The 17,979-nt window shown below is 45.9% G+C and carries 16 protein-coding genes and 1 rRNA gene; all 17 read left to right on the top strand.

What is annotated here, in order from left to right; genetic code table 11:
* Window positions 1-74: ribosomal RNA gene (gene rrf / locus G9G54_RS26295) — 5S ribosomal RNA — on the top strand; the annotation flags it as partial.
* Window positions 75-237: 163 nt separating this feature from the next.
* Entirely contained in the window at window positions 238-1,425 is a 1,188-nt protein-coding gene (locus G9G54_RS24165) for a GNAT family N-acetyltransferase (protein WP_165179893.1), read from the top strand.
* Window positions 1,426-1,963: 538 nt separating this feature from the next.
* Window positions 1,964-2,428 carry a CtsR family transcriptional regulator gene (locus G9G54_RS24170; protein ID WP_013312188.1) on the top strand — a complete coding sequence of 155 codons (465 nt, stop codon included), beginning with the start codon at window positions 1,964-1,966 and terminating at the stop codon, window positions 2,426-2,428.
* 69 nt (window positions 2,429-2,497) lie between these two features.
* Window positions 2,498-3,022, top strand: coding sequence for a UvrB/UvrC motif-containing protein (locus G9G54_RS24175; protein ID WP_103050266.1), 525 nt, complete (start codon window positions 2,498-2,500; stop codon window positions 3,020-3,022).
* 28 nt (window positions 3,023-3,050) lie between these two features.
* Window positions 3,051-4,115, top strand: a complete 1,065-nt coding sequence (locus tag G9G54_RS24180; protein ID WP_165179894.1) for a protein arginine kinase — start codon at window positions 3,051-3,053, stop codon at window positions 4,113-4,115.
* Window positions 4,116-4,159: 44 nt separating this feature from the next.
* Complete coding sequence (gene clpC / locus G9G54_RS24185) at window positions 4,160-6,604, top strand: ATP-dependent protease ATP-binding subunit ClpC (protein ID WP_023990572.1); 2,445 nt, start codon at window positions 4,160-4,162, stop codon at window positions 6,602-6,604.
* Window positions 6,605-6,844: 240 nt separating this feature from the next.
* Window positions 6,845-8,218 carry a DNA repair protein RadA gene (gene radA, locus G9G54_RS24190; protein ID WP_013312184.1) on the top strand — a complete coding sequence of 458 codons (1,374 nt, stop codon included), beginning with the start codon at window positions 6,845-6,847 and terminating at the stop codon, window positions 8,216-8,218.
* Between the two features lie 12 nt (window positions 8,219-8,230).
* Window positions 8,231-9,307: a DNA integrity scanning diadenylate cyclase DisA gene (gene disA / locus G9G54_RS24195; RefSeq protein WP_013312183.1), complete on the top strand. Its 1,077-nt coding sequence runs from the start codon at window positions 8,231-8,233 to the stop codon at window positions 9,305-9,307.
* Between the two features lie 49 nt (window positions 9,308-9,356).
* Window positions 9,357-10,103: a CDP-diacylglycerol--serine O-phosphatidyltransferase gene (pssA, locus tag G9G54_RS24200; protein WP_025723803.1), complete on the top strand. Its 747-nt coding sequence runs from the start codon at window positions 9,357-9,359 to the stop codon at window positions 10,101-10,103.
* Between the two features lie 192 nt (window positions 10,104-10,295).
* On the top strand, window positions 10,296-11,381 hold the full coding sequence (locus G9G54_RS24205) for a PIN/TRAM domain-containing protein (RefSeq protein WP_039274953.1): 1,086 nt from the start codon (window positions 10,296-10,298) through the stop codon (window positions 11,379-11,381).
* A 70-nt stretch (window positions 11,382-11,451) separates the two neighbouring features.
* Complete coding sequence (gene ispD, locus G9G54_RS24210; RefSeq protein WP_165179895.1) at window positions 11,452-12,150, top strand: 2-C-methyl-D-erythritol 4-phosphate cytidylyltransferase; 699 nt, start codon at window positions 11,452-11,454, stop codon at window positions 12,148-12,150.
* Window positions 12,147-12,623 (top strand): 2-C-methyl-D-erythritol 2,4-cyclodiphosphate synthase, encoded by a 477-nt coding sequence (ispF, locus tag G9G54_RS24215; protein ID WP_025723806.1) that lies wholly within the window; start codon window positions 12,147-12,149, stop codon window positions 12,621-12,623. The genes ispD and ispF overlap by 4 nt, the downstream gene beginning before the upstream one ends.
* Window positions 12,624-12,662: 39 nt before the next feature.
* Window positions 12,663-14,123 carry a glutamate--tRNA ligase gene (gene gltX / locus G9G54_RS24220; RefSeq protein WP_069290485.1) on the top strand — a complete coding sequence of 487 codons (1,461 nt, stop codon included), beginning with the start codon at window positions 12,663-12,665 and terminating at the stop codon, window positions 14,121-14,123.
* Between the two features lie 486 nt (window positions 14,124-14,609).
* A complete protein-coding gene (cysE, locus tag G9G54_RS24225) occupies window positions 14,610-15,290 on the top strand; it encodes a serine O-acetyltransferase (protein WP_069290484.1) in 681 nt (226 codons plus the stop codon).
* Window positions 15,291-15,314: 24 nt separating this feature from the next.
* Window positions 15,315-16,718: a cysteine--tRNA ligase gene (gene cysS / locus G9G54_RS24230; RefSeq protein WP_165179896.1), complete on the top strand. Its 1,404-nt coding sequence runs from the start codon at window positions 15,315-15,317 to the stop codon at window positions 16,716-16,718.
* Window positions 16,715-17,173 (top strand): Mini-ribonuclease 3, encoded by a 459-nt coding sequence (locus tag G9G54_RS24235; protein ID WP_165179897.1) that lies wholly within the window; start codon window positions 16,715-16,717, stop codon window positions 17,171-17,173. The genes cysS and G9G54_RS24235 overlap by 4 nt, the downstream gene beginning before the upstream one ends.
* 55 nt (window positions 17,174-17,228) lie before the next feature.
* Window positions 17,229-17,975 (top strand): 23S rRNA (guanosine(2251)-2'-O)-methyltransferase RlmB, encoded by a 747-nt coding sequence (gene rlmB / locus G9G54_RS24240; RefSeq protein ID WP_165179898.1) that lies wholly within the window; start codon window positions 17,229-17,231, stop codon window positions 17,973-17,975.
* The last annotated feature ends 4 nt before the right edge of the window (window positions 17,976-17,979 follow it).

A 17,979-nucleotide genomic window follows, 5' to 3' on the forward strand; every position in this document is an offset into this window, starting at 1 on the left:
ACACGACCGTTAAGCCCTCCAGCGCCGATGGTACTTGGACCGCAGGGTCCTGGGAGAGTAGGACGTCGCCAAGCAAAAGTGAAGAGGATGATAATCTCAATGAGATTATCATCCTTTTTTTATGCGTTTTTAGATGACCACCTGTTTCTAAGGTTGACAGAGAGAATGGGGTTTGCCACACTCTAAGTGTGTAATCTTTTTAGGGATGTCCAAGTATACAAGCGAGGTGACGAAGTTATGGAGATCAGACAATTACAACGTAAGGAATTTGAAGCGGCTATTGAATTATCTCAATATGCTTTTCAGTTTACAATGTCCCTGGAGGATCTGGAGAAAGCTAGGAAGAAGTTCAAACCAGAGCAAACATGGGGAATATTCGACGGACATGACTTGAATGCTAAACTGACTTTGTTACCGCTACAGGTATACATAAACGGTCAGGTTTTTGATATGGGAGGCATTGCTGGTGTGGCAACATGGCCAGAAAAGCGTCGCGGAGGCATGGTTTCACGTTTGTTGACGCATGCGCTTGAAGAGATGAAGTCTGCGGGACAAAGCCTTTCCTTTCTGCATCCCTTCTCCTTTGCCTTCTATCGTAAATTTGGATGGGAAACGTATATTGAATACAAAAAGTATGTCATTCCCATTGAAAAATTCCCTGCAAAACTTAAAACAGAGGGTACAGTCAAACGCGATGTCAAAGATATTTTAGAAATGGACCAAGTGTATCAAGCGTATGCATCTCGTTATAATGGCACGCTGGTACGAGATAAGGAATGGTGGCAAGAGCGGATTTTAAATGAGAACTATCGAACTGCGGTATATTACTCAGAAACAGGCGATCCTCAGGGATATGCACTGTACAAAATTGAAGATAAACAATTGAATTGTGATGAGTTGGTTTATGAAAATGAGACGGCCCGTCAGGCTTTATGGACTTATTTTGCAAATCATGACTCCATGATAACCCATGGTAAATTTATTTACGTTCCAGCAGATGACAATCTGCCATTTTTACTTGATGATCCGCGAATTCAACAGGAGACCGTGCCTTATTTTATGGGCCGTATTGTGGATGCAGCTGCTTTTGTAGAAAGATACCCTTTTGAGCAGGTTGGAGAGGAAACACGTTTAACCTTAAATCTGACAGATCGGTATGCACCATGGAATGAAGGAGTGTGGAGATTAACAATTACTACGGAAGGGAAAGGACATCTGGAGAGAGTGGATACAAGCAATTCATCTGAAAACGCTATGGTAGCTGACTTGAAACTTGGGATTCAGTCACTGACGACTCTGATGCTTGGCTACCAGCAGGCTGATGATCTGTATAAGTGGGGACGTATTGAAGGGGGCAGTGAATCTGTGTCTGCGCTTAAACGTGTAATACCAGTAAAACAAACGTTTTTATTGGATTTTTTCTGATAAAGGCCCATTTAGATCTTCTTATGTTCCGTTTTTCAGGGAATATAACTTGTGTGATTATTATAATTTTCAAAACTCTTTCTGTAATTGGGAAGAGTTTTTTTATGGTATTGTATAAAACATAATTAGATTGCGAAAAATGGTATTGACCCCTTGGCAAAAATGAATAATGTGCTATAATATGAATATAGTCAAAGAAAGTCAAAGTCAATCAAACCTCGTGAGGTTCTGTAGAAGTATTTTGGTGGATTGGCCGTATAAAGTAATTTTGATAGCAAAGAAGCAAACGAGGATCGAAATGATTTGCGTATAGTTAGGAACTGCCTTTTATGAAAATAAGAGAAGTGTATGACTAATCGCAAATAAAGGCCACACTAGAGACAAAACGGTACAATTCCAATGAATGTAGAACAGGCAACAGCCTGAATACAGCTTAGATTCGTGACTTTACCGTTTGGTTAAGTTCAATATACGGCGGACTCTGTGGAGCGTGAAATGTACTTGAATACTTGCGTTTCCGTTAGTGGAGGATGATGAAATGCGCAATGTTTCCGATATTATTGAACAATATTTAAAGAGTATATTGCTGGAAAGTCCCCAAGGTTTAGTGGAGATTCAGCGCAATGATCTGGCTGACCGCTTTTCCTGCGTGCCGTCGCAAATTAATTATGTAATTAGCACCCGGTTTACGCTGGAAAAAGGCTATGTGGTGGAAAGTAAACGCGGTGGCGGGGGCTACATTCGTATTCAGCGAATTCAGCTGCCTGCACAGCATGCCATCCATACACATCTTCATCAGAGCATCGGGGAGGAAATAAGCCAATCGGCAGCAGAAGGACTGATTTATCAGTTAGAGGAGGCCCATTTTTTAAGCAAAAGGGAAGCTAATCTAATGAAGGCTGCTTTATCTAGGGATACATTATTACTGAAGCTTCCCTATCGTGATCAACTGCGAGCAAGATTGCTTAAGGCTATGCTGATTTCGTTGCTGGCGACCAAATAGTGTGTGAATAGAGACTAACGTTTGGATGTAGGGGTTGGTATAAATCCTGACATTGAAGGAGGTGCTTTTATGCTGTGCCAAGAATGTAATATGCGGCCGGCAACTTTGCATTTCACCAAAATTGTGAATGGCGAAAAGACAGAGTTTCATATTTGTGAGACGTGTGCCAAGGAAAAAGGGGAGATGATCCCTGGAACACCTAACGGCTTTTCGATTCATAGCTTGTTGTCGGGGATGCTGGATTTTGACTCCAGCACAAAGAGCCAATCTCCAGGTCACGGTAGTCCGCAGAACCTGCAATGCAAGGACTGTGGTATGACCTATGCACAGTTTAGTAAGCTGGGACGTTTCGGATGCCCGTCGTGCTACCAATATTTTGATAGTCGTTTGGACCCTCTGTTCAAGCGTGTGCATGGCAGTACGAATCATGTTGGTAAAGTTCCGGTTCGCACTGGAGGCCGACTGAAGGTTAAACGGCAAATTGACGATTTGAAAAAAGAGATGCAACAGCATATTGTACAGGAAGAATTCGAATCAGCAGCTGAGCTTAGGGATCAAATCAGAAAGCTTGAAAAAGAAATGACTGAAGAGTAAAGTTTGTGAAGAGTAGGAGGGATGCGTAATGCCCAATATTCGGTTTACGGAGAAGCCGCTAAGTGACTGGATGCGTGGTGATGCTGCGGATTCGGAGATTGTCATTAGCAGCCGGGTGAGAATTGCGCGTAACTTGCAGCATCTGCCTTTTCCCATGCTTGCTACCAATCAGCAGTCGGAAGAAGTACTTCAACGCTTGACGGATATCCTTCAGTATGATGATTTAGGCGGTTTTGGTACTTTTCATACGTTGAAAATATCCGAGTTGGATGAGATCGACAAGCAGGTGCTGGTTGAGAAGCATTTGATTAGTCCTAATTTGGCGAACGAATCTCGTAACGGTGCTGTTTTAATTAGCGATGATGAATCGGTTAGTGTTATGATAAACGAAGAGGATCATCTGCGTATCCAGTGCTTATATCCGGGTTGCCAGGTTAGAGAAGCTTGGGAACGAGCTATGGTTATTGATGATGCATTTGAAGCGCATGTTGATTATGCATTTGATGATCGGAGAGGTTTTCTGACCAGTTGTCCGACGAATGTCGGCACAGGTATGCGAGCTTCGGTGATGATGCATTTGCCTGCATTAGTCATGACTCATCAAATCAATCGTATATTGTCTGCTGTTTCACAGGTAGGTCTTACGGTTCGCGGCATTTACGGTGAAGGCAGCGAAGCGGTCGGAAATTTGTTTCAGGTATCTAATCAGATTACACTGGGACAAACTGAAACGGAAATTATAGAGAATCTACATGGCGTGGTGCTACAAATTATTGAGCACGAGCGTTCTGCCAGAGAACGGCTAATGAATGAATCTATGCTGCGAATTACAGATCGGGTGATGCGTTCATTCGGTATTTTGTCATATGCAGCAGTACTGGATTCCAAGGAGGCTGCACAGCGGCTGTCCGATGTGCGTCTTGGCGTAGATTTAGGGATTTTGGAGCGTCCTTCCACCGCAGCGATGAATGAGCTGAATGTGATGACACAACCCGGGTTCCTGCAAAAAAGCTTTGGGGATAAAATGAATACCGAAGAGCGCGATATGTACCGGGCGAAGCTGATCCGGCAAAAATTAGGCACAACCCTTTAATATATAGAATGATCTGAAATACACACTGTGGAGGTGCAGGATATATGATGTTTGGAAGATTTACGGAACGTGCACAGAAAGTGCTTGCTTTGGCTCAGGAAGAAGCTGTTCGATTGGGACACAACAACATTGGCACAGAGCACATTTTGCTAGGCCTCATTCGTGAAGGTGAAGGAATAGCAGCGAAAGCCTTAATCGGTTTAGGACTGGGACTGGAAAAAATTCAGGATGAAGTGGAAACGCTGATTGGACGCGGTCAAGAGCAACCGACGAACATTGCCTATACTCCACGCGCCAAAAAAGTCATCGAACTGTCTATGGATGAAGCCCGCAAACTGGGCCATACCTATGTAGGTACAGAACATATTTTGCTTGGTCTTATTCGTGAAGGCGAAGGCGTAGCAGCACGTGTACTGAATAACCTGGGCATTAGTCTGAACAAAGCGCGTCAGCAAGTGCTTCAATTACTCGGTAGCAGCGAGGCTGTTTCCAGCCATCACGGTGCTCCAGCTAATGTCAGCACGCCAACTCTGGACAGTCTGGCACGCGATCTGACGGCATCTGCGAAGGAAAACAACCTGGACCCTGTTATTGGGCGTAGCAAGGAAATCGAACGCGTAATTCAGGTGCTCAGCCGCCGTACAAAGAACAATCCGGTTCTGATTGGTGAGCCTGGGGTAGGTAAAACGGCGATTGCCGAAGGATTGGCCCAAAAGATCATAGCGAATGAGATTCCCGAAACGTTGCGCGACAAGCGCGTAATGACACTGGATATGGGTTCTGTGGTAGCAGGCACCAAGTATCGTGGTGAATTCGAGGATCGTTTGAAAAAAATTATGGACGAGATTCGTCAAGCGGGTAATATCGTGTTGTTCATTGATGAGCTGCATACGCTGATTGGTGCTGGTGGAGCGGAAGGCGCAATTGATGCGTCCAACATCCTGAAACCTGCTCTGGCACGTGGCGAGCTGCAATGCATCGGTGCGACCACGCTGGATGAATACCGCAAATATATTGAGAAAGATGCTGCTTTGGAGCGTCGTTTTCAACCAATTACAGTGGATCAACCTTCTCCAGAAGAGGCGATTCAAATCTTGTATGGTCTGCGTGACCGTTACGAAGCGCATCACCGTGTAAAGATCACTGATGAGGCTATTGAAGCAGCCGTAAAATTGTCAGATCGTTATATCACCGACCGCTTCCTGCCAGATAAGGCTATTGACCTTATTGATGAGGCGGGCTCCAAAGTAAGGCTGAATTCTTACACTGTACCGCCAAACCTGAAACAGCTGGAAAACCGTCTGGAAGATATTCGTAAGGAAAAGGATTCAGCGGTACAAAGTCAGGAGTTTGAAAAAGCGGCAGCGCTGCGTGATACAGAGCAAAAAATCCGTGAAGAGTTAGACGTAACGAAAAACCAATGGAAAGAACAACAGGGTCGTACAGATTCCGAAGTTACCCCAGAGGATATCGCTCAAGTCGTTGCAATCTGGACAGGTGTTCCAGTCAGCAAGCTGAAAGAGGAAGAAACACACCGCTTGTTGAATATGGAAGAGTTGCTGCATGAGCGGGTAATTGGACAGGATGAAGCAGTTAAGGCAGTAAGCCGGGCGATTCGCCGGGCACGTGCCGGACTGAAAGATCCGAAGCGTCCAATTGGTTCCTTTATTTTCCTCGGTCCAACTGGGGTTGGTAAAACAGAGCTGGCACGCGCCTTGGCTGAATCCATGTTTGGAGATGAAAATGCGGTTATCCGTATCGATATGTCCGAATATATGGAGAAACACTCCACGTCCCGTCTGGTAGGAGCGCCTCCAGGGTACGTTGGATATGAAGAAGGCGGTCAACTGACTGAGAAGGTACGTCGTAAGCCATACTCTGTTGTGTTGCTGGATGAAATTGAAAAAGCACACCCAGAAGTATTCAATATTCTTCTGCAAGTGCTGGAAGATGGGCGTCTGACAGATTCCAAAGGTCGTGTCGTTGATTTCCGTAATACACTCATCATCCTAACATCTAATGTTGGTGCACAGGCGATTAAACGTAACTCCACGCTTGGTTTTACAGCTGTAGTGGACGCTGGAGCGGATTACGATAATATGAAGGGCAAAGTGATGGATGAACTGAAGAAAAGCTTCCGTCCTGAGTTCTTGAACCGGATTGATGAAATTATCGTTTTCCATTCTCTCGAAGAAAAACATATTGCCGAAATTGTATCACTCATGTCTGAGGAGCTGCGTAAGCGCCTGAATGAGTATGAGGTGGACTTCGAGTTGACAGACAATGCTAAAAAATTCCTTGCCAAGGAAGGCTTTGATCCAGCGTATGGTGCGCGTCCATTGCGTCGTGCAATCCAGAAGCATATTGAAGATCGCCTGTCCGAGGAACTGTTGACTGGCAACATTACTAAAGGTGACTCACTCTTCATTGATGAGGAGAACGGTGCATTGACTGTAACCAAAAAGGATAATGTATCTGCCAAGTCCTAAAGCAGTTTACTAAATAAATAGTAGAAAAGGGTGTCTCGCAAGCTGGAAAGCTATTGCGAAGACACCCTTTTTGTGTATAAAACACGGTGAAAAGGTTGGGTAAATGCTTTGGGAAAGTTTGTGATATTGCTTTACGTCCGCCAAGCTTCAATGGTAAACTTTTATTGTTACAGCTCTTTCTGGGCTGTATGAACATAAATTTGACATCATCGTCGTCAATAAGGAGCCAGGGAACAAAGTATGGCTAAAGTGAAAACTAAATTTTCCTGTACGGAATGTGGTTATGAATCGCCCAAATGGTACGGAAAATGTCCTGGATGCCAGGCATGGAATTCCATGGTCGAAGAAACGGAAAGCGTTGTAAAAACTCAAGGAATGGGGTCTTCCCTTCTTACTCATAGCACAAAAGACAAGCCACTCCCTATTATAGAGGTGGAGAGTGGCAAAGAAACACGAATTTTGACGGGAATTGGCGAATTGAATCGAGTACTCGGTGGAGGTGTGGTGCCGGGTTCACTCGTTTTGGTGGGCGGTGATCCGGGAATCGGTAAATCTACGCTCATGCTGCAAACATCTAATGAACTGGCTTTAACTGGTTTAAAGGTGCTGTACGTGTCTGGGGAGGAATCTGTCCGTCAAACGAAACTCCGTGCAGATCGGCTCGGTGCCTTGTCCCCCAGCCTATACGTATTATGTGAGACGAATTTGGAGACGATTGAAGAAGCGGTGGACAGCTTGAAGCCGGAGTTTTTGGTCATCGACTCGATACAGACTGTATATTTGCCTGAGGTGACGAGTGCACCAGGTAGTGTGGCTCAGGTGCGGGAGTGTACTTCACGCTTTATGCGAATTGCCAAGGGGCTAGGTATTGCTACGGTATTGGTAGGACATGTGACCAAGGAAGGGGCCATTGCAGGTCCGCGTTTGTTGGAACATATGGTTGATTGTGTACTTTATTTTGAAGGAGAGCGTCACCATACGTATCGGTTATTGCGTGCAGTTAAAAATCGTTTTGGTTCTACAAATGAAATTGGTATTTTTGAAATGGCTGAAAGCGGTTTGCGTGAGGTGTCGAATCCTTCTGAACTTTTCCTGTCTGAACGACCACTGGGTGTGGCAGGTTCTACTGTTGTAGCCAGTATGGAAGGAACCCGACCTGTATTGGTTGAACTGCAAGCATTGATTGCAGCTACACATTTTCCCTCTCCACGCCGAATGGGCACAGGAGTCGACCATCATCGAATGGGATTAATCATAGCCGTGCTAGAAAAGCGGATGGGCATGTTTTTGCAAAACCAGGACGCTTATCTCAACGTAGCCGGAGGCGTGAAGTTGGATGAACCGGCGGTGGATTTGGCTATAGCTGTGAGTATTGCTTCCAGCTTTAGGGATGCTCCTACAAAGCCGTATGATGTGATTTTTGGCGAGGTGGGACTGACAGGTGAGGTGCGCGCGGTATCCCGAGCAGAACAGCGAGTACGAGAAGCGGAGAAACTAGGTTTCAAACGGGTGATCATGCCGGAGAAAAGCTTGAAGGGCTGGACACATCCGAAAGGGATACAAATTATAGGAGTAGGAACGGTGGCAGATGCACTGGCAGCCGCATTAGATTAGGGGGCATTGAGAATGAAAGAAGCGAGCCAACTGGATAAAATGAACGATTTGCTGCGGCTTGTGGCACCGGGAACTCCCTTTCGCGACGGGTTGGAAAACGTTTTGCGTGCCAAAACGGGTGCTCTTCTGGTCGTTGGCTATAGCCCAGAAGTTATGGAAGTCGTGGATGGCGGTTTCTCCATCAATTGTGATTTTTCGCCGAACTATTTGTATGAATTGGCTAAAATGGACGGCGCAATCATATTGAGCGAGGATTTAAAACGAATTTTATATGCCAATACACAACTGATTCCGGACTCCTCCATTTCTTCAATTGAGACAGGAATTCGGCACCGGACAGCAGAACGAGTTGCAAAGCAAACTGGCAAATTAGTTGTGTCTATTTCCCAGCGGCGTAATATTATTACCTTGTATCAGGGGACATTACGGTATGCGCTCAAGGAAATCGGGGTGATTTTAACGAAAGCTAATCAGGCTATTCAGACGTTAGAAAAATATAGATCCGTGTTGGGGCAAGCCTCTACGAATTTGACAGCATCTGAATTTGAAGAGCTGGTTACCATGCCAGAAGTCGTTAATGTCATCCAGCGGATCGAAATGGTGCTGCGCATCAAAATGGAAATCAAACGATTTATTAACGAACTCGGAAATGAGGGCCGTCTAATTAGTATGCAGATGGAAGAGCTTGTCAGCAACATTGAGGAAGAAGCTTGGTTGCTGTATAAGGATTATGCCAAAGACGATAGTGACGAGAAGATTCGTGAAATTATATTGGGACTCAAACGTTCTACGGACGACGAATTGTTGGATGTGAATCATATTGTACGTTTACTAGGCTACCCTTCTTCAGCTGCGACATCAGAGGAGTATATTGCTGCACGTGGCTATCGGGTACTGAACAAGATACCGCGTTTGCCGAATGTGATTATTCATAATCTGGTGGAGCGGTTTGGACGTTTTCCACATGTCATCACAGCAACGATAGAAGAACTGGATGAAGTGGATGGTATTGGAGAGGTTCGTGCGCGTACGATTAAAGAAGGTCTTAAACGTTTGCAGGAACAAGTTTTCATTGACAGGCAAATGTAAATGTAATACAGTGAAAGGATTATAATGGAACATACATTGAGGTGAAGAGATGATTACCAAATCAATTCCGAACATGTGTACCTTAGGTAACTTGTTTCTCGGAATGATCGCCATTTTATTGGCTGTAGACGGAAAATACAGTCTTGCCGCTATTATGGTTATTGTCGCCATGTTGTTGGACGGACTGGATGGTAGGATGGCCCGGGTCCTGAATGCCCAAAGCGAATTCGGTAAAGAACTGGACTCCTTATCAGATATGATATCTTTTGGTGTTGCTCCCGCAGTTATTATGTACATGGTTGCTTTTCATGATGCGAATTCGGCTCTCGCTTGGACGGTTACTGCCATTTTCCCGATGTGCGGAGCGTTGCGTTTGGCTCGATTTAACGTACGTCCTGGTGTACCAGGTTATTTTACGGGTTTGCCAATTCCGGCAGCAGGTGGCGTATTAGCCACTTTGTCCTTATTCCATAACGATATTTCATTGTTATACATGTCGATTGCCATGTTGCTGGTTTCTTATTTGATGGTCAGCTCCATGAGATATCCGAATTTTAAAAAGGTCGGCCTTCCGAAAAAAGCGATCTGGGTTGCTCCATGGGTCGTAATTGCAGCGGTGGTGTTGGCTGTTAAATTCCCTGACCAGCTGTCGAAGCTGATTTTTGTACCGCTGGTGCTGTATGCATTGTATGGTATGAAGCTGAACATTCGTAAGCTGTCACGCAGACGTGGACGTGATCGGGAGCGTTCCAGTCAGGAAGAACAGGACGATCAATATCGTCATTCACAGCGCTAGTATCAAGCAAGAACAAGAATAAGCATTTATTTCCTTGAATCATTTTAGGGAGATAAATGCTTTTTTTATGCATAAAAAGTGAAAACACAGGGTTAGTTATGTGGGAAATGGATCATACTGGTAAGAGAAATGCTATGTATCCAATAAGCAGCAGACTATATGCAAAGAAAATAAAGGAGGTATAGAGACTCAATGTGGAGAAAGGCTATTTTAACTTTTACAGGATTGTGCGGAGCATGGTTTGGCTATACGTTATACCAGCGGGTAGGAGGCATTGTATCGTGGATGCCACAATGGTTGAGTGATGGGTCTTTACCGGGAATGATTGTTTGGATGATGGCGGGAGCAGTGCTATTTATGGCTGGGTGTTCATTCGCAGGGGCATCCGTGGCAAATCGATTGCAGCAGGGCATTGAAGGCTTGGTACGAATTCCGATGAACGAGATGATGGCAGGTGTGATTGGTTTAGCGGTGGGATTGACGCTTTCCTTAGCAGTTTATCCGCTTTTTTCATGGTTGGGGGCCCCAGGTCAACTTATCCAGACCGCTGTTACCGTGATATGCGGATATGTAGGATTGATGGTTGGACTAGAAAAGCGGGACGAGCTGTCATCCTTTTGGAGTTCTGGTTTTTTTGGTCGGGGAACGGGTGTAGAAGAACGCAAGCTGGAGGAGCATAAAATATTGGACACCAGCGTCATTATAGATGGGCGTATTGCAGATATTTGCAAGACAGGTTTTATTGAAGGAACGATTGTGATTCCTGAATTTGTGCTGGAGGAGCTTCAGCATATTGCAGATTCATCAGATTTACTTAAGCGTAATCGTGGACGCCGGGGTCTGGATATTTTGAATAAAATCCAAAAAGAGCTGGATGTGAACGTGCTCATTTACGAAGGTGATTTTGAGGAAATTTCAGAGGTCGACAGTAAGCTGGTCAAGCTGGCAAAGGTGTTGCAGGGTAAAGTTGTAACTAATGATTTTAACCTGAATAAAGTATGCGAACTGCAAGGTGTATCGGTGCTGAATATTAACGATTTGGCGAATGCAGTGAAGCCTGTCGTATTGCCCGGCGAGGAAATTATGGTGCAGATTATTAAAGACGGCAAGGAGCATGGCCAGGGTGTAGCCTATCTGGATGATGGCACGATGATTGTTGTAGAAGGCGGACGTGACTATATTGGCTCTCTGATGGAGGTACTGGTTACGAGTGTACTTCAGACCTCTGCCGGCCGTATGATCTTTGCTAAACCAAAATTATTGGAAAAAGCTCAATAAACGCGGTATGATGAAGTAGATGTGTTATCATACGGATCGTCCAAGTGCGATCAGGGCAGGAGTTATTTGAATGAACAATCGGGTAGGAGTTGTCATTGTGGCAGCAGGGCGCGGCTCCCGTATGGGGACGCAGGAGAGCAAGCAATTTCTGCTTTTGCGGGACAAGCCCATCTTCATACATACACTTGAAATATTCGCAGCTATGCCCGAAGTGGATGAAATGGTGATGGTGACTGGGACAGGAGATGTGGAACGCTGCCGTGATTGGATTCTTCAATACAAAATCGGTAAAAATGTACGGGTGGTGGCTGGTGGCAATGAACGCCAGCATTCGGTTTATCGCGGTCTGCGCCACTTACAAGCGGATTGGGTGATGGTGCATGATGGTGTGCGTCCACTCATTCAACCTGAGCTTGTACGTTCATGCCTTGAGGCAGCCCAGCGTACTGGTGCTTCTGTAGCGGCAGTACCTGTAAAGGATACGGTCAAGCAAGTGAACGGGGATGGTATCATTACAGCAACGCCGGATCGCCGAAGTCTGTGGAGTATTCAAACGCCACAGACTTTTCGTCTTTCCGATCTGCTGCGAGCCTATGAGGAAGCGGAGCAGTCGGGATTCTTGGGAACAGATGATTCTATGCTGATAGAGCGGCTAGGAATTCCGGTTACTGTCGTTCAAGGCAGCTACAAGAATATCAAAATTACTACGCCTGAGGATTTGGATATGGCGGCGTTATGGGTAAAAACAGGGGGAGAGGATATCAAATGATCAGAGTGGGACAAGGATTTGACGTCCACCAGCTGGTGGAAGGAAGGCCATGCATCATCGGAGGTGTGAATATTCCGTATGAAAAAGGTTTGTTGGGCCATTCCGATGCAGACGTGCTGCTGCATGCCATTAGTGATGCTATCCTAGGCGCGCTTGGCTTGGGAGACATCGGGAAGCATTTTCCGGATAACGACCCAGAATTTAAGGATGCCGACAGTCTTAAGCTACTGGAGCATGTGTGGGGGCTTGCTAAAGAGCGAGGATATCGATTGGGGAATATTGATTCTACGATTATCGCACAAAAGCCCAAAATGGCATCGTATATTCCGCAGATGAATGAAGTCATCGCTCGGGCGCTGGAAGCAGAGGAGCTATCCCAAGTGAACGTCAAGGCGACCACTACAGAGCAACTCGGGTTTCCCGGACGGGGTGAAGGAATCGCGGCTCAATCGGTTGTCTGTCTTATCAAGTAAATGCTATCATCTTGAGTAATTCAATTTGGAGGAGATTATATGAGCACGGAAGTTCGTGTACGCTATGCACCAAGCCCTACAGGGCATCTGCACATTGGAAATGCCAGAACGGCATTATTTAATTATTTGTTTGCTCGCAATCAAGGTGGAAAATTTATTATTCGTATTGAAGACACAGATGTGAAGCGCAATATTGAGGGCGGAGAAGAAAGCCAACTTAAATATTTGAAATGGTTGGGTATGGACTGGGATGAGAGCGTAGACGTGGGAGGCGAGTTTGGACCTTATCGTCAGACGGAACGCTTGGACATATATAAAACGTACTGGCAGGATTTGCTGGATCGTGGTTTGGCTTATCGCTGTTACTGCACTGAAGAAGAGCTGGAGCGCGAGCGTGAAGAACAGACGGAACGTGGGGAGACACCACGCTATTCTGGAAAGCATCGTGATCTAACAGAAGAACAGTGCCAGGCATTCGAAGCAGAGGGCCGTGTACCAAGTATTCGTTTTCGCGTACCGGAAGATCGTGAATATACGTTTGATGATATCGTTAAAGGTCAAATTACGTTTAATTCCAAGGAAAGCGGCGATTTTGTTATCGTCAAAAAGGATGGTATTCCGACATATAACTTCGCTGTAGCGGTTGACGATTATTTGATGAAAATATCGCATGTACTACGGGGCGAAGACCATGTTTCCAATACACCGCGGCAGTTGATGATCTTTGAAGCTCTCGGCTGGGAACCGCCACGCTTCGGTCATATGACGCTGATTGTAGGCGAGGATCACAAAAAGCTCAGTAAGCGTAACGAATCCATTATTCAGTTCATGGAGCAGTATGACAAGTTGGGCTATTTGCCAGAAGCCATATTCAACTTCATTGCACTACTGGGCTGGTCCCCGGAAGGCGAAGAAGAGATCTATGATCGGGAACAACTGATTTCGATTTTCGATCCTAATCGTTTGTCCAAAAGTCCAGCTGTGTTTGATACAAATAAGCTTGCTTACCTAAACAATCACTATATTAAAAAGGCTGATCCTGAGCGAATTGCCAGCATGGCGATTCCACATCTCCAGGCAGCGGGGCTGTTGCCGACTGAACTGTCTTCGGAACAACTGGATTGGGCTAAGGCCCTTGTTCGTTTATACCAGGAACAGATGACTTCTGCATCCGATATTGTAGCGTTGTCTGAGTTGTTTTTCCGTTCACATCTGGAGCTGGATGCTGAAGCAGCAGCTGTATTGGCCGAAGAGCAGGTTCCTGAGGTACTTAGAGCTTTTGCAGGTAAAGTTGAAACGAGTGAGGAATTTACAGCTCCACAAATGGCTAAGCTGATCAAGGAAGTCCAAAAGGAAACGGGTTTTAAGGGAAAACAACTATTCATGCCGATTCGTGTGGCTCTTACAGGCCAAACGCATGGACGAGATCTGAATGAAACCATCTTTTTGCTCGGACGTGACAAGGTACTGGATCGTCTCAAGGCACAAATTAAAGGCTGATATTTCTTGTCAATTTGTTGTCTTTTCGCTATAATGACTCCATTGATACGGATTGATATTTACGTGTAAAGGCTGCGAACAGGAGAAGTACACTGCATATGGGCATCTGCCAGAGAGGACGGTCGAGGGGAAACCCCAGGCTGAGAGCCGTCCAGATGACCTGCGGAGGAAATGCGCCTGGGAGCCGTGCGCCCGAACTTTCATTAGCGTCAAATGCTGATGTGACAAGGGCGTGCCGAGTCGTTCCCGTTACAGGACGCCAAAGACGGACTGTCTGCTTTTTATGCAGCAGATATGTTCGAAGCAGAGTGGGACCACGTTCATGCGTCTCTGCAGCTTAGGCTGCGGAGGCGCTTTTTCTTTTTTATCAGACTCAGACTCGTTATAGATTGGAAAATGTCGAAGAGTGCTGGTGGATGCGAAAATTGGCGGAACGTGAAGTGCTGTGATGATGCGGCAAGGATATGAAGGGAATAGGAGGGCGACATGTTCAGACATTTCAAATCCGACATTCAGACTGTTTTGGATAATGATCCGGCCGCCCGGAGTAAGCTGGAGGTCATTTTTACGTATTCCGGCGTTCATGCCCTTTGGGCACATCGAATCGCACATTGGTTTTATTTGCGAAACTGGTGTACTCTAGCCCGTGTTATATCCCAGGTATCAAGGTTTATGACAGGCATTGAAATTCATCCTGGCGCTCGTATCGGAGATCGGCTGTTCATTGATCATGGCATGGGAGTTGTCATCGGTGAAACCTGTGAGATTGGCGACGATGTCATATTGTATCAGGGGGTCACACTCGGCGGGACTGGGAAAGAGAAAGGGAAGCGCCATCCGACCATTGGGAATAATGTTGTTATCGGCTCCGGTGCAAAGATATTAGGTTCTTTCACGATTGGGGCACAATCCAACATTGGCTCTAACTCGGTTGTGCTCAAAGAAGTTCCACCAAACAGTACGGTGGTGGGCATCCCGGGGCGAGTTGTCAGACAGGATGGTAGGCGTCCAGACCGACTTAGTCATCAATTGCCTGATCCGGTTGTGGACTCTATGCGAGAACTTCAACGGGAAATAGAACGTTTGCGTGCAGAAATGTCTGATTTGAAGGATGGGGCATCTGCTCAGAAACATCAGGTGACCCAAGAGAATAAATTAGAAAAATGATTTTCATGAGGGAGGAACATAACAATGCCGCTTCAAATTTATAATACAATGACGAGGAGTCGGGAGCCTTTTGTGCCACTGGAGCCTGGAAAGGTTAAAATGTATGTATGCGGACCTACCGTGTATGATTACATTCATATTGGCAATGCACGACCTGTAATTGTATTTGACGTGGTGCGCAGCTACCTGGAGTACTTGGGCTATGATGTAAACTATGTGGTGAATTTTACGGATGTCGATGATAAATTAATCCGCAAAGCTCGGGAACTTGATATGGAGGTTTCGGCAGTTGCTGAGAAATTTATTGCTGCCTACCATGAGGATCTGGCAGGATTGAATGTTCCTGCTGCCAGTATGAACCCTCGTGTAACAGAGAGCATAGACCTGATTATTGATTTTATTAAGGAATTGGTAGACAAGGACTACGCCTATGAGAATGATGGCGATGTGTTCTATCGAACCAAAAAGTTCAAAGATTACGGACAACTGTCAGGTCAAAATCTGGAAGAGCTTCAGTTCGGTATTCGCATCAATGTGGATGAACGCAAGGAAAATGCTGAGGACTTTGTACTCTGGAAGGCAGCGAAGCCGGGCGAAATTTATTGGTCGAGCCCTTGGGGAGATGGACGACCAGGCTGGCATATCGAATGCTCTGCTATGGCTCGCCATTATTTGGGGGATACACTGGATATTCATGGGGGCGGACAGGATCTGCAATTTCCGCATCATGAATGTGAATGCGCACAATCCGAAGCGATCACGGGTAAGCCATTATCTCGCTACTGGATGCATAACGGCTATATTCGCATAGATAATGAAAAAATGTCGAAATCACTCGGTAATGGTATTTTGGTTAAAGATTTGCGCGCTCATCACAAGCCGGAGGCTTTACGTTATTTTATGTTGTCGACGCATTATCGGAATCCTTTGAACTACAACCAAGAGACTATGAGTCAGGCGGAGAACAGTGTCGAGCGGATCGCCAATGCAGTTGCCAATGTGAAGCATCGTTTAGCTAATGCGCTGGAAGGTAATGGGGGAGTATCGACGGAACTGCAAACGAAGCTCGACGGAATTTTGCAGCAGTTTGGCGAAAAAATGAATGATGATTTCAATACACCTGATGCGATTACTGCTGTATTTGATTGGGTTAGCGAAGCAAACCATTTGTTGCAGCGAGATGTCGTACATCAGGCGGAACTACAAGCTGTATTGCATACCTTTCAATCGATGAATAACGTTCTTCGCATTTATTCGGAACCGAGTGAAGAGTTGCTGGATGACGAAATTGAGCAGTTAATTGCAGAACGTGTCGAAGCTCGTAAGACCAAAAACTGGGGTAGAGCTGACGAAATTCGCGATCTGTTGGCTGCAAAAGGTATTGTGCTTGAAGATACGGCGCAGGGTATGCGGTGGCGGCGAAAATGAGTGATAAGCCACTGAACTCAGGAGCATTGGCAGGTACGGGGAACTGGTTCCCGTACCCTGCGTCCAAGCCAGCTCGTTTGATGCCTCCCATTGCACTAGCTTATATTGGCGATGCAGTGTATGAGGTAGCTGTCCGGCAATATTTGTTGGCACAGCCCAACCTGCGTCCAAATCATCTGCACCGCCGAGCCACAGGGCTAGTCTCCGCCAAGGCGCAGAGTCGCATGTTGGGGCTATTGGAAAAGGTACTGACGGAAGAAGAACGCGATATTGTCCGACAAGGAAGAAATGCTAAATCAGGAAGTTTGCCCAAAAATGCTGATGTGCTTGAGTATCGGCACGCCACTGCACTGGAAGGGTTGATTGGATCTCTTTATTGTGATGGACATTTGGACAGATTAAGAGAGTTGATTACGTACGGAATTGCACAAATGGAAAATACAGAAAAATCATAAATGGGAACGGACTGGATGGAACAAGCATCGGCCGTGTCCCGGGAGGAAGCTAGAGATGGAAGAAGAATGGATTGCCGGTAAGCATTCGGTAACGGAGGCATTGCGTTCAGGCAGAACGATAAATAAAATATGGATTGCGGATAATGCACAAAAACATTTGACGCTGCCGATTACAGCCGAGGCCAAAAAAGCAGGAATTATTGTCTTGCAGGTGGACAAGCGTAAGCTGGATCAAATGGTTCCGGGCATTCAGCATCAGGGAGTGGTCGCGCAAGCTGCGCCTTTTGCCTATGTTGAAGTGGAAGAATTGCTCGCCACTGCTCGTAATAAGGGAGAAGAGCCGTTTTTAATTTTGCTGGATGAGATTGAAGATCCTCATAATTTGGGCTCCATCCTTCGTACAGCGGACTGTACTGGAGCACATGGTGTTATTGTGCCGAAAAGGCGCTCTGCAGCTGTAACTGTAACAGTGTCCAAAACATCGGCAGGTGCTGTGGAGTACGTCCCGGTGGCGCGTGTAAACAATCTGGGACAAACCATTGATCGTCTTAAAGAAGAAGGTGTATGGGTAGTTGGTACGGATGTTACAGCGACAGATCCTGTCTTTGGGAATGAAGTATTCACGGGGCCAGTAGCCATTGTCATTGGTAACGAAAATAAAGGAATGGGCCGTTTGATCCGTGAAAAATGCGATGTACTCGTTAAGCTGCCAATGGCGGGGCAAATTAATTCCCTTAATGCTTCTGTAGCTGCGGGTGTTGTCATGTACGAAGTATTGCGCGGACGACAGGCACGGGGCTAACGAT

Origin of the sequence: Paenibacillus sp. EKM212P (genome assembly GCF_011066115.1) — a bacterium.
In the GTDB taxonomy this organism is placed as follows: domain Bacteria; phylum Bacillota; class Bacilli; order Paenibacillales; family Paenibacillaceae; genus Paenibacillus; species Paenibacillus polymyxa_B.

Excerpts from the sequence above, each read along its gene's own strand:
- radA (WP_013312184.1), top strand. The coding sequence starts at position 6,845 with ATGGCTAAAGTGAAAACTAAATTTTCCTGTACGGAATGTGGTTATGAA.
- cysE (WP_069290484.1), top strand. The coding sequence starts at position 14,610 with ATGTTCAGACATTTCAAATCCGACATTCAGACTGTTTTGGATAATGAT.
- rlmB (WP_165179898.1), top strand. The coding sequence starts at position 17,229 with ATGGAAGAAGAATGGATTGCCGGTAAGCATTCGGTAACGGAGGCATTG.
- pssA (WP_025723803.1), top strand. The coding sequence starts at position 9,357 with ATGATTACCAAATCAATTCCGAACATGTGTACCTTAGGTAACTTGTTT.
- clpC (WP_023990572.1), top strand. The coding sequence starts at position 4,160 with ATGATGTTTGGAAGATTTACGGAACGTGCACAGAAAGTGCTTGCTTTG.
- G9G54_RS24170 (WP_013312188.1), top strand. The coding sequence starts at position 1,964 with ATGCGCAATGTTTCCGATATTATTGAACAATATTTAAAGAGTATATTG.
- G9G54_RS24180 (WP_165179894.1), top strand. The coding sequence starts at position 3,051 with ATGCCCAATATTCGGTTTACGGAGAAGCCGCTAAGTGACTGGATGCGT.
- disA (WP_013312183.1), top strand. The coding sequence starts at position 8,231 with ATGAAAGAAGCGAGCCAACTGGATAAAATGAACGATTTGCTGCGGCTT.
- ispF (WP_025723806.1), top strand. The coding sequence starts at position 12,147 with ATGATCAGAGTGGGACAAGGATTTGACGTCCACCAGCTGGTGGAAGGA.
- G9G54_RS24165 (WP_165179893.1), top strand. The coding sequence starts at position 238 with ATGGAGATCAGACAATTACAACGTAAGGAATTTGAAGCGGCTATTGAA.
- G9G54_RS24235 (WP_165179897.1), top strand. The coding sequence starts at position 16,715 with ATGAGTGATAAGCCACTGAACTCAGGAGCATTGGCAGGTACGGGGAAC.
- ispD (WP_165179895.1), top strand. The coding sequence starts at position 11,452 with ATGAACAATCGGGTAGGAGTTGTCATTGTGGCAGCAGGGCGCGGCTCC.
- G9G54_RS24175 (WP_103050266.1), top strand. The coding sequence starts at position 2,498 with ATGCTGTGCCAAGAATGTAATATGCGGCCGGCAACTTTGCATTTCACC.
- G9G54_RS24205 (WP_039274953.1), top strand. The coding sequence starts at position 10,296 with ATGTGGAGAAAGGCTATTTTAACTTTTACAGGATTGTGCGGAGCATGG.
- gltX (WP_069290485.1), top strand. The coding sequence starts at position 12,663 with ATGAGCACGGAAGTTCGTGTACGCTATGCACCAAGCCCTACAGGGCAT.
- cysS (WP_165179896.1), top strand. The coding sequence starts at position 15,315 with ATGCCGCTTCAAATTTATAATACAATGACGAGGAGTCGGGAGCCTTTT.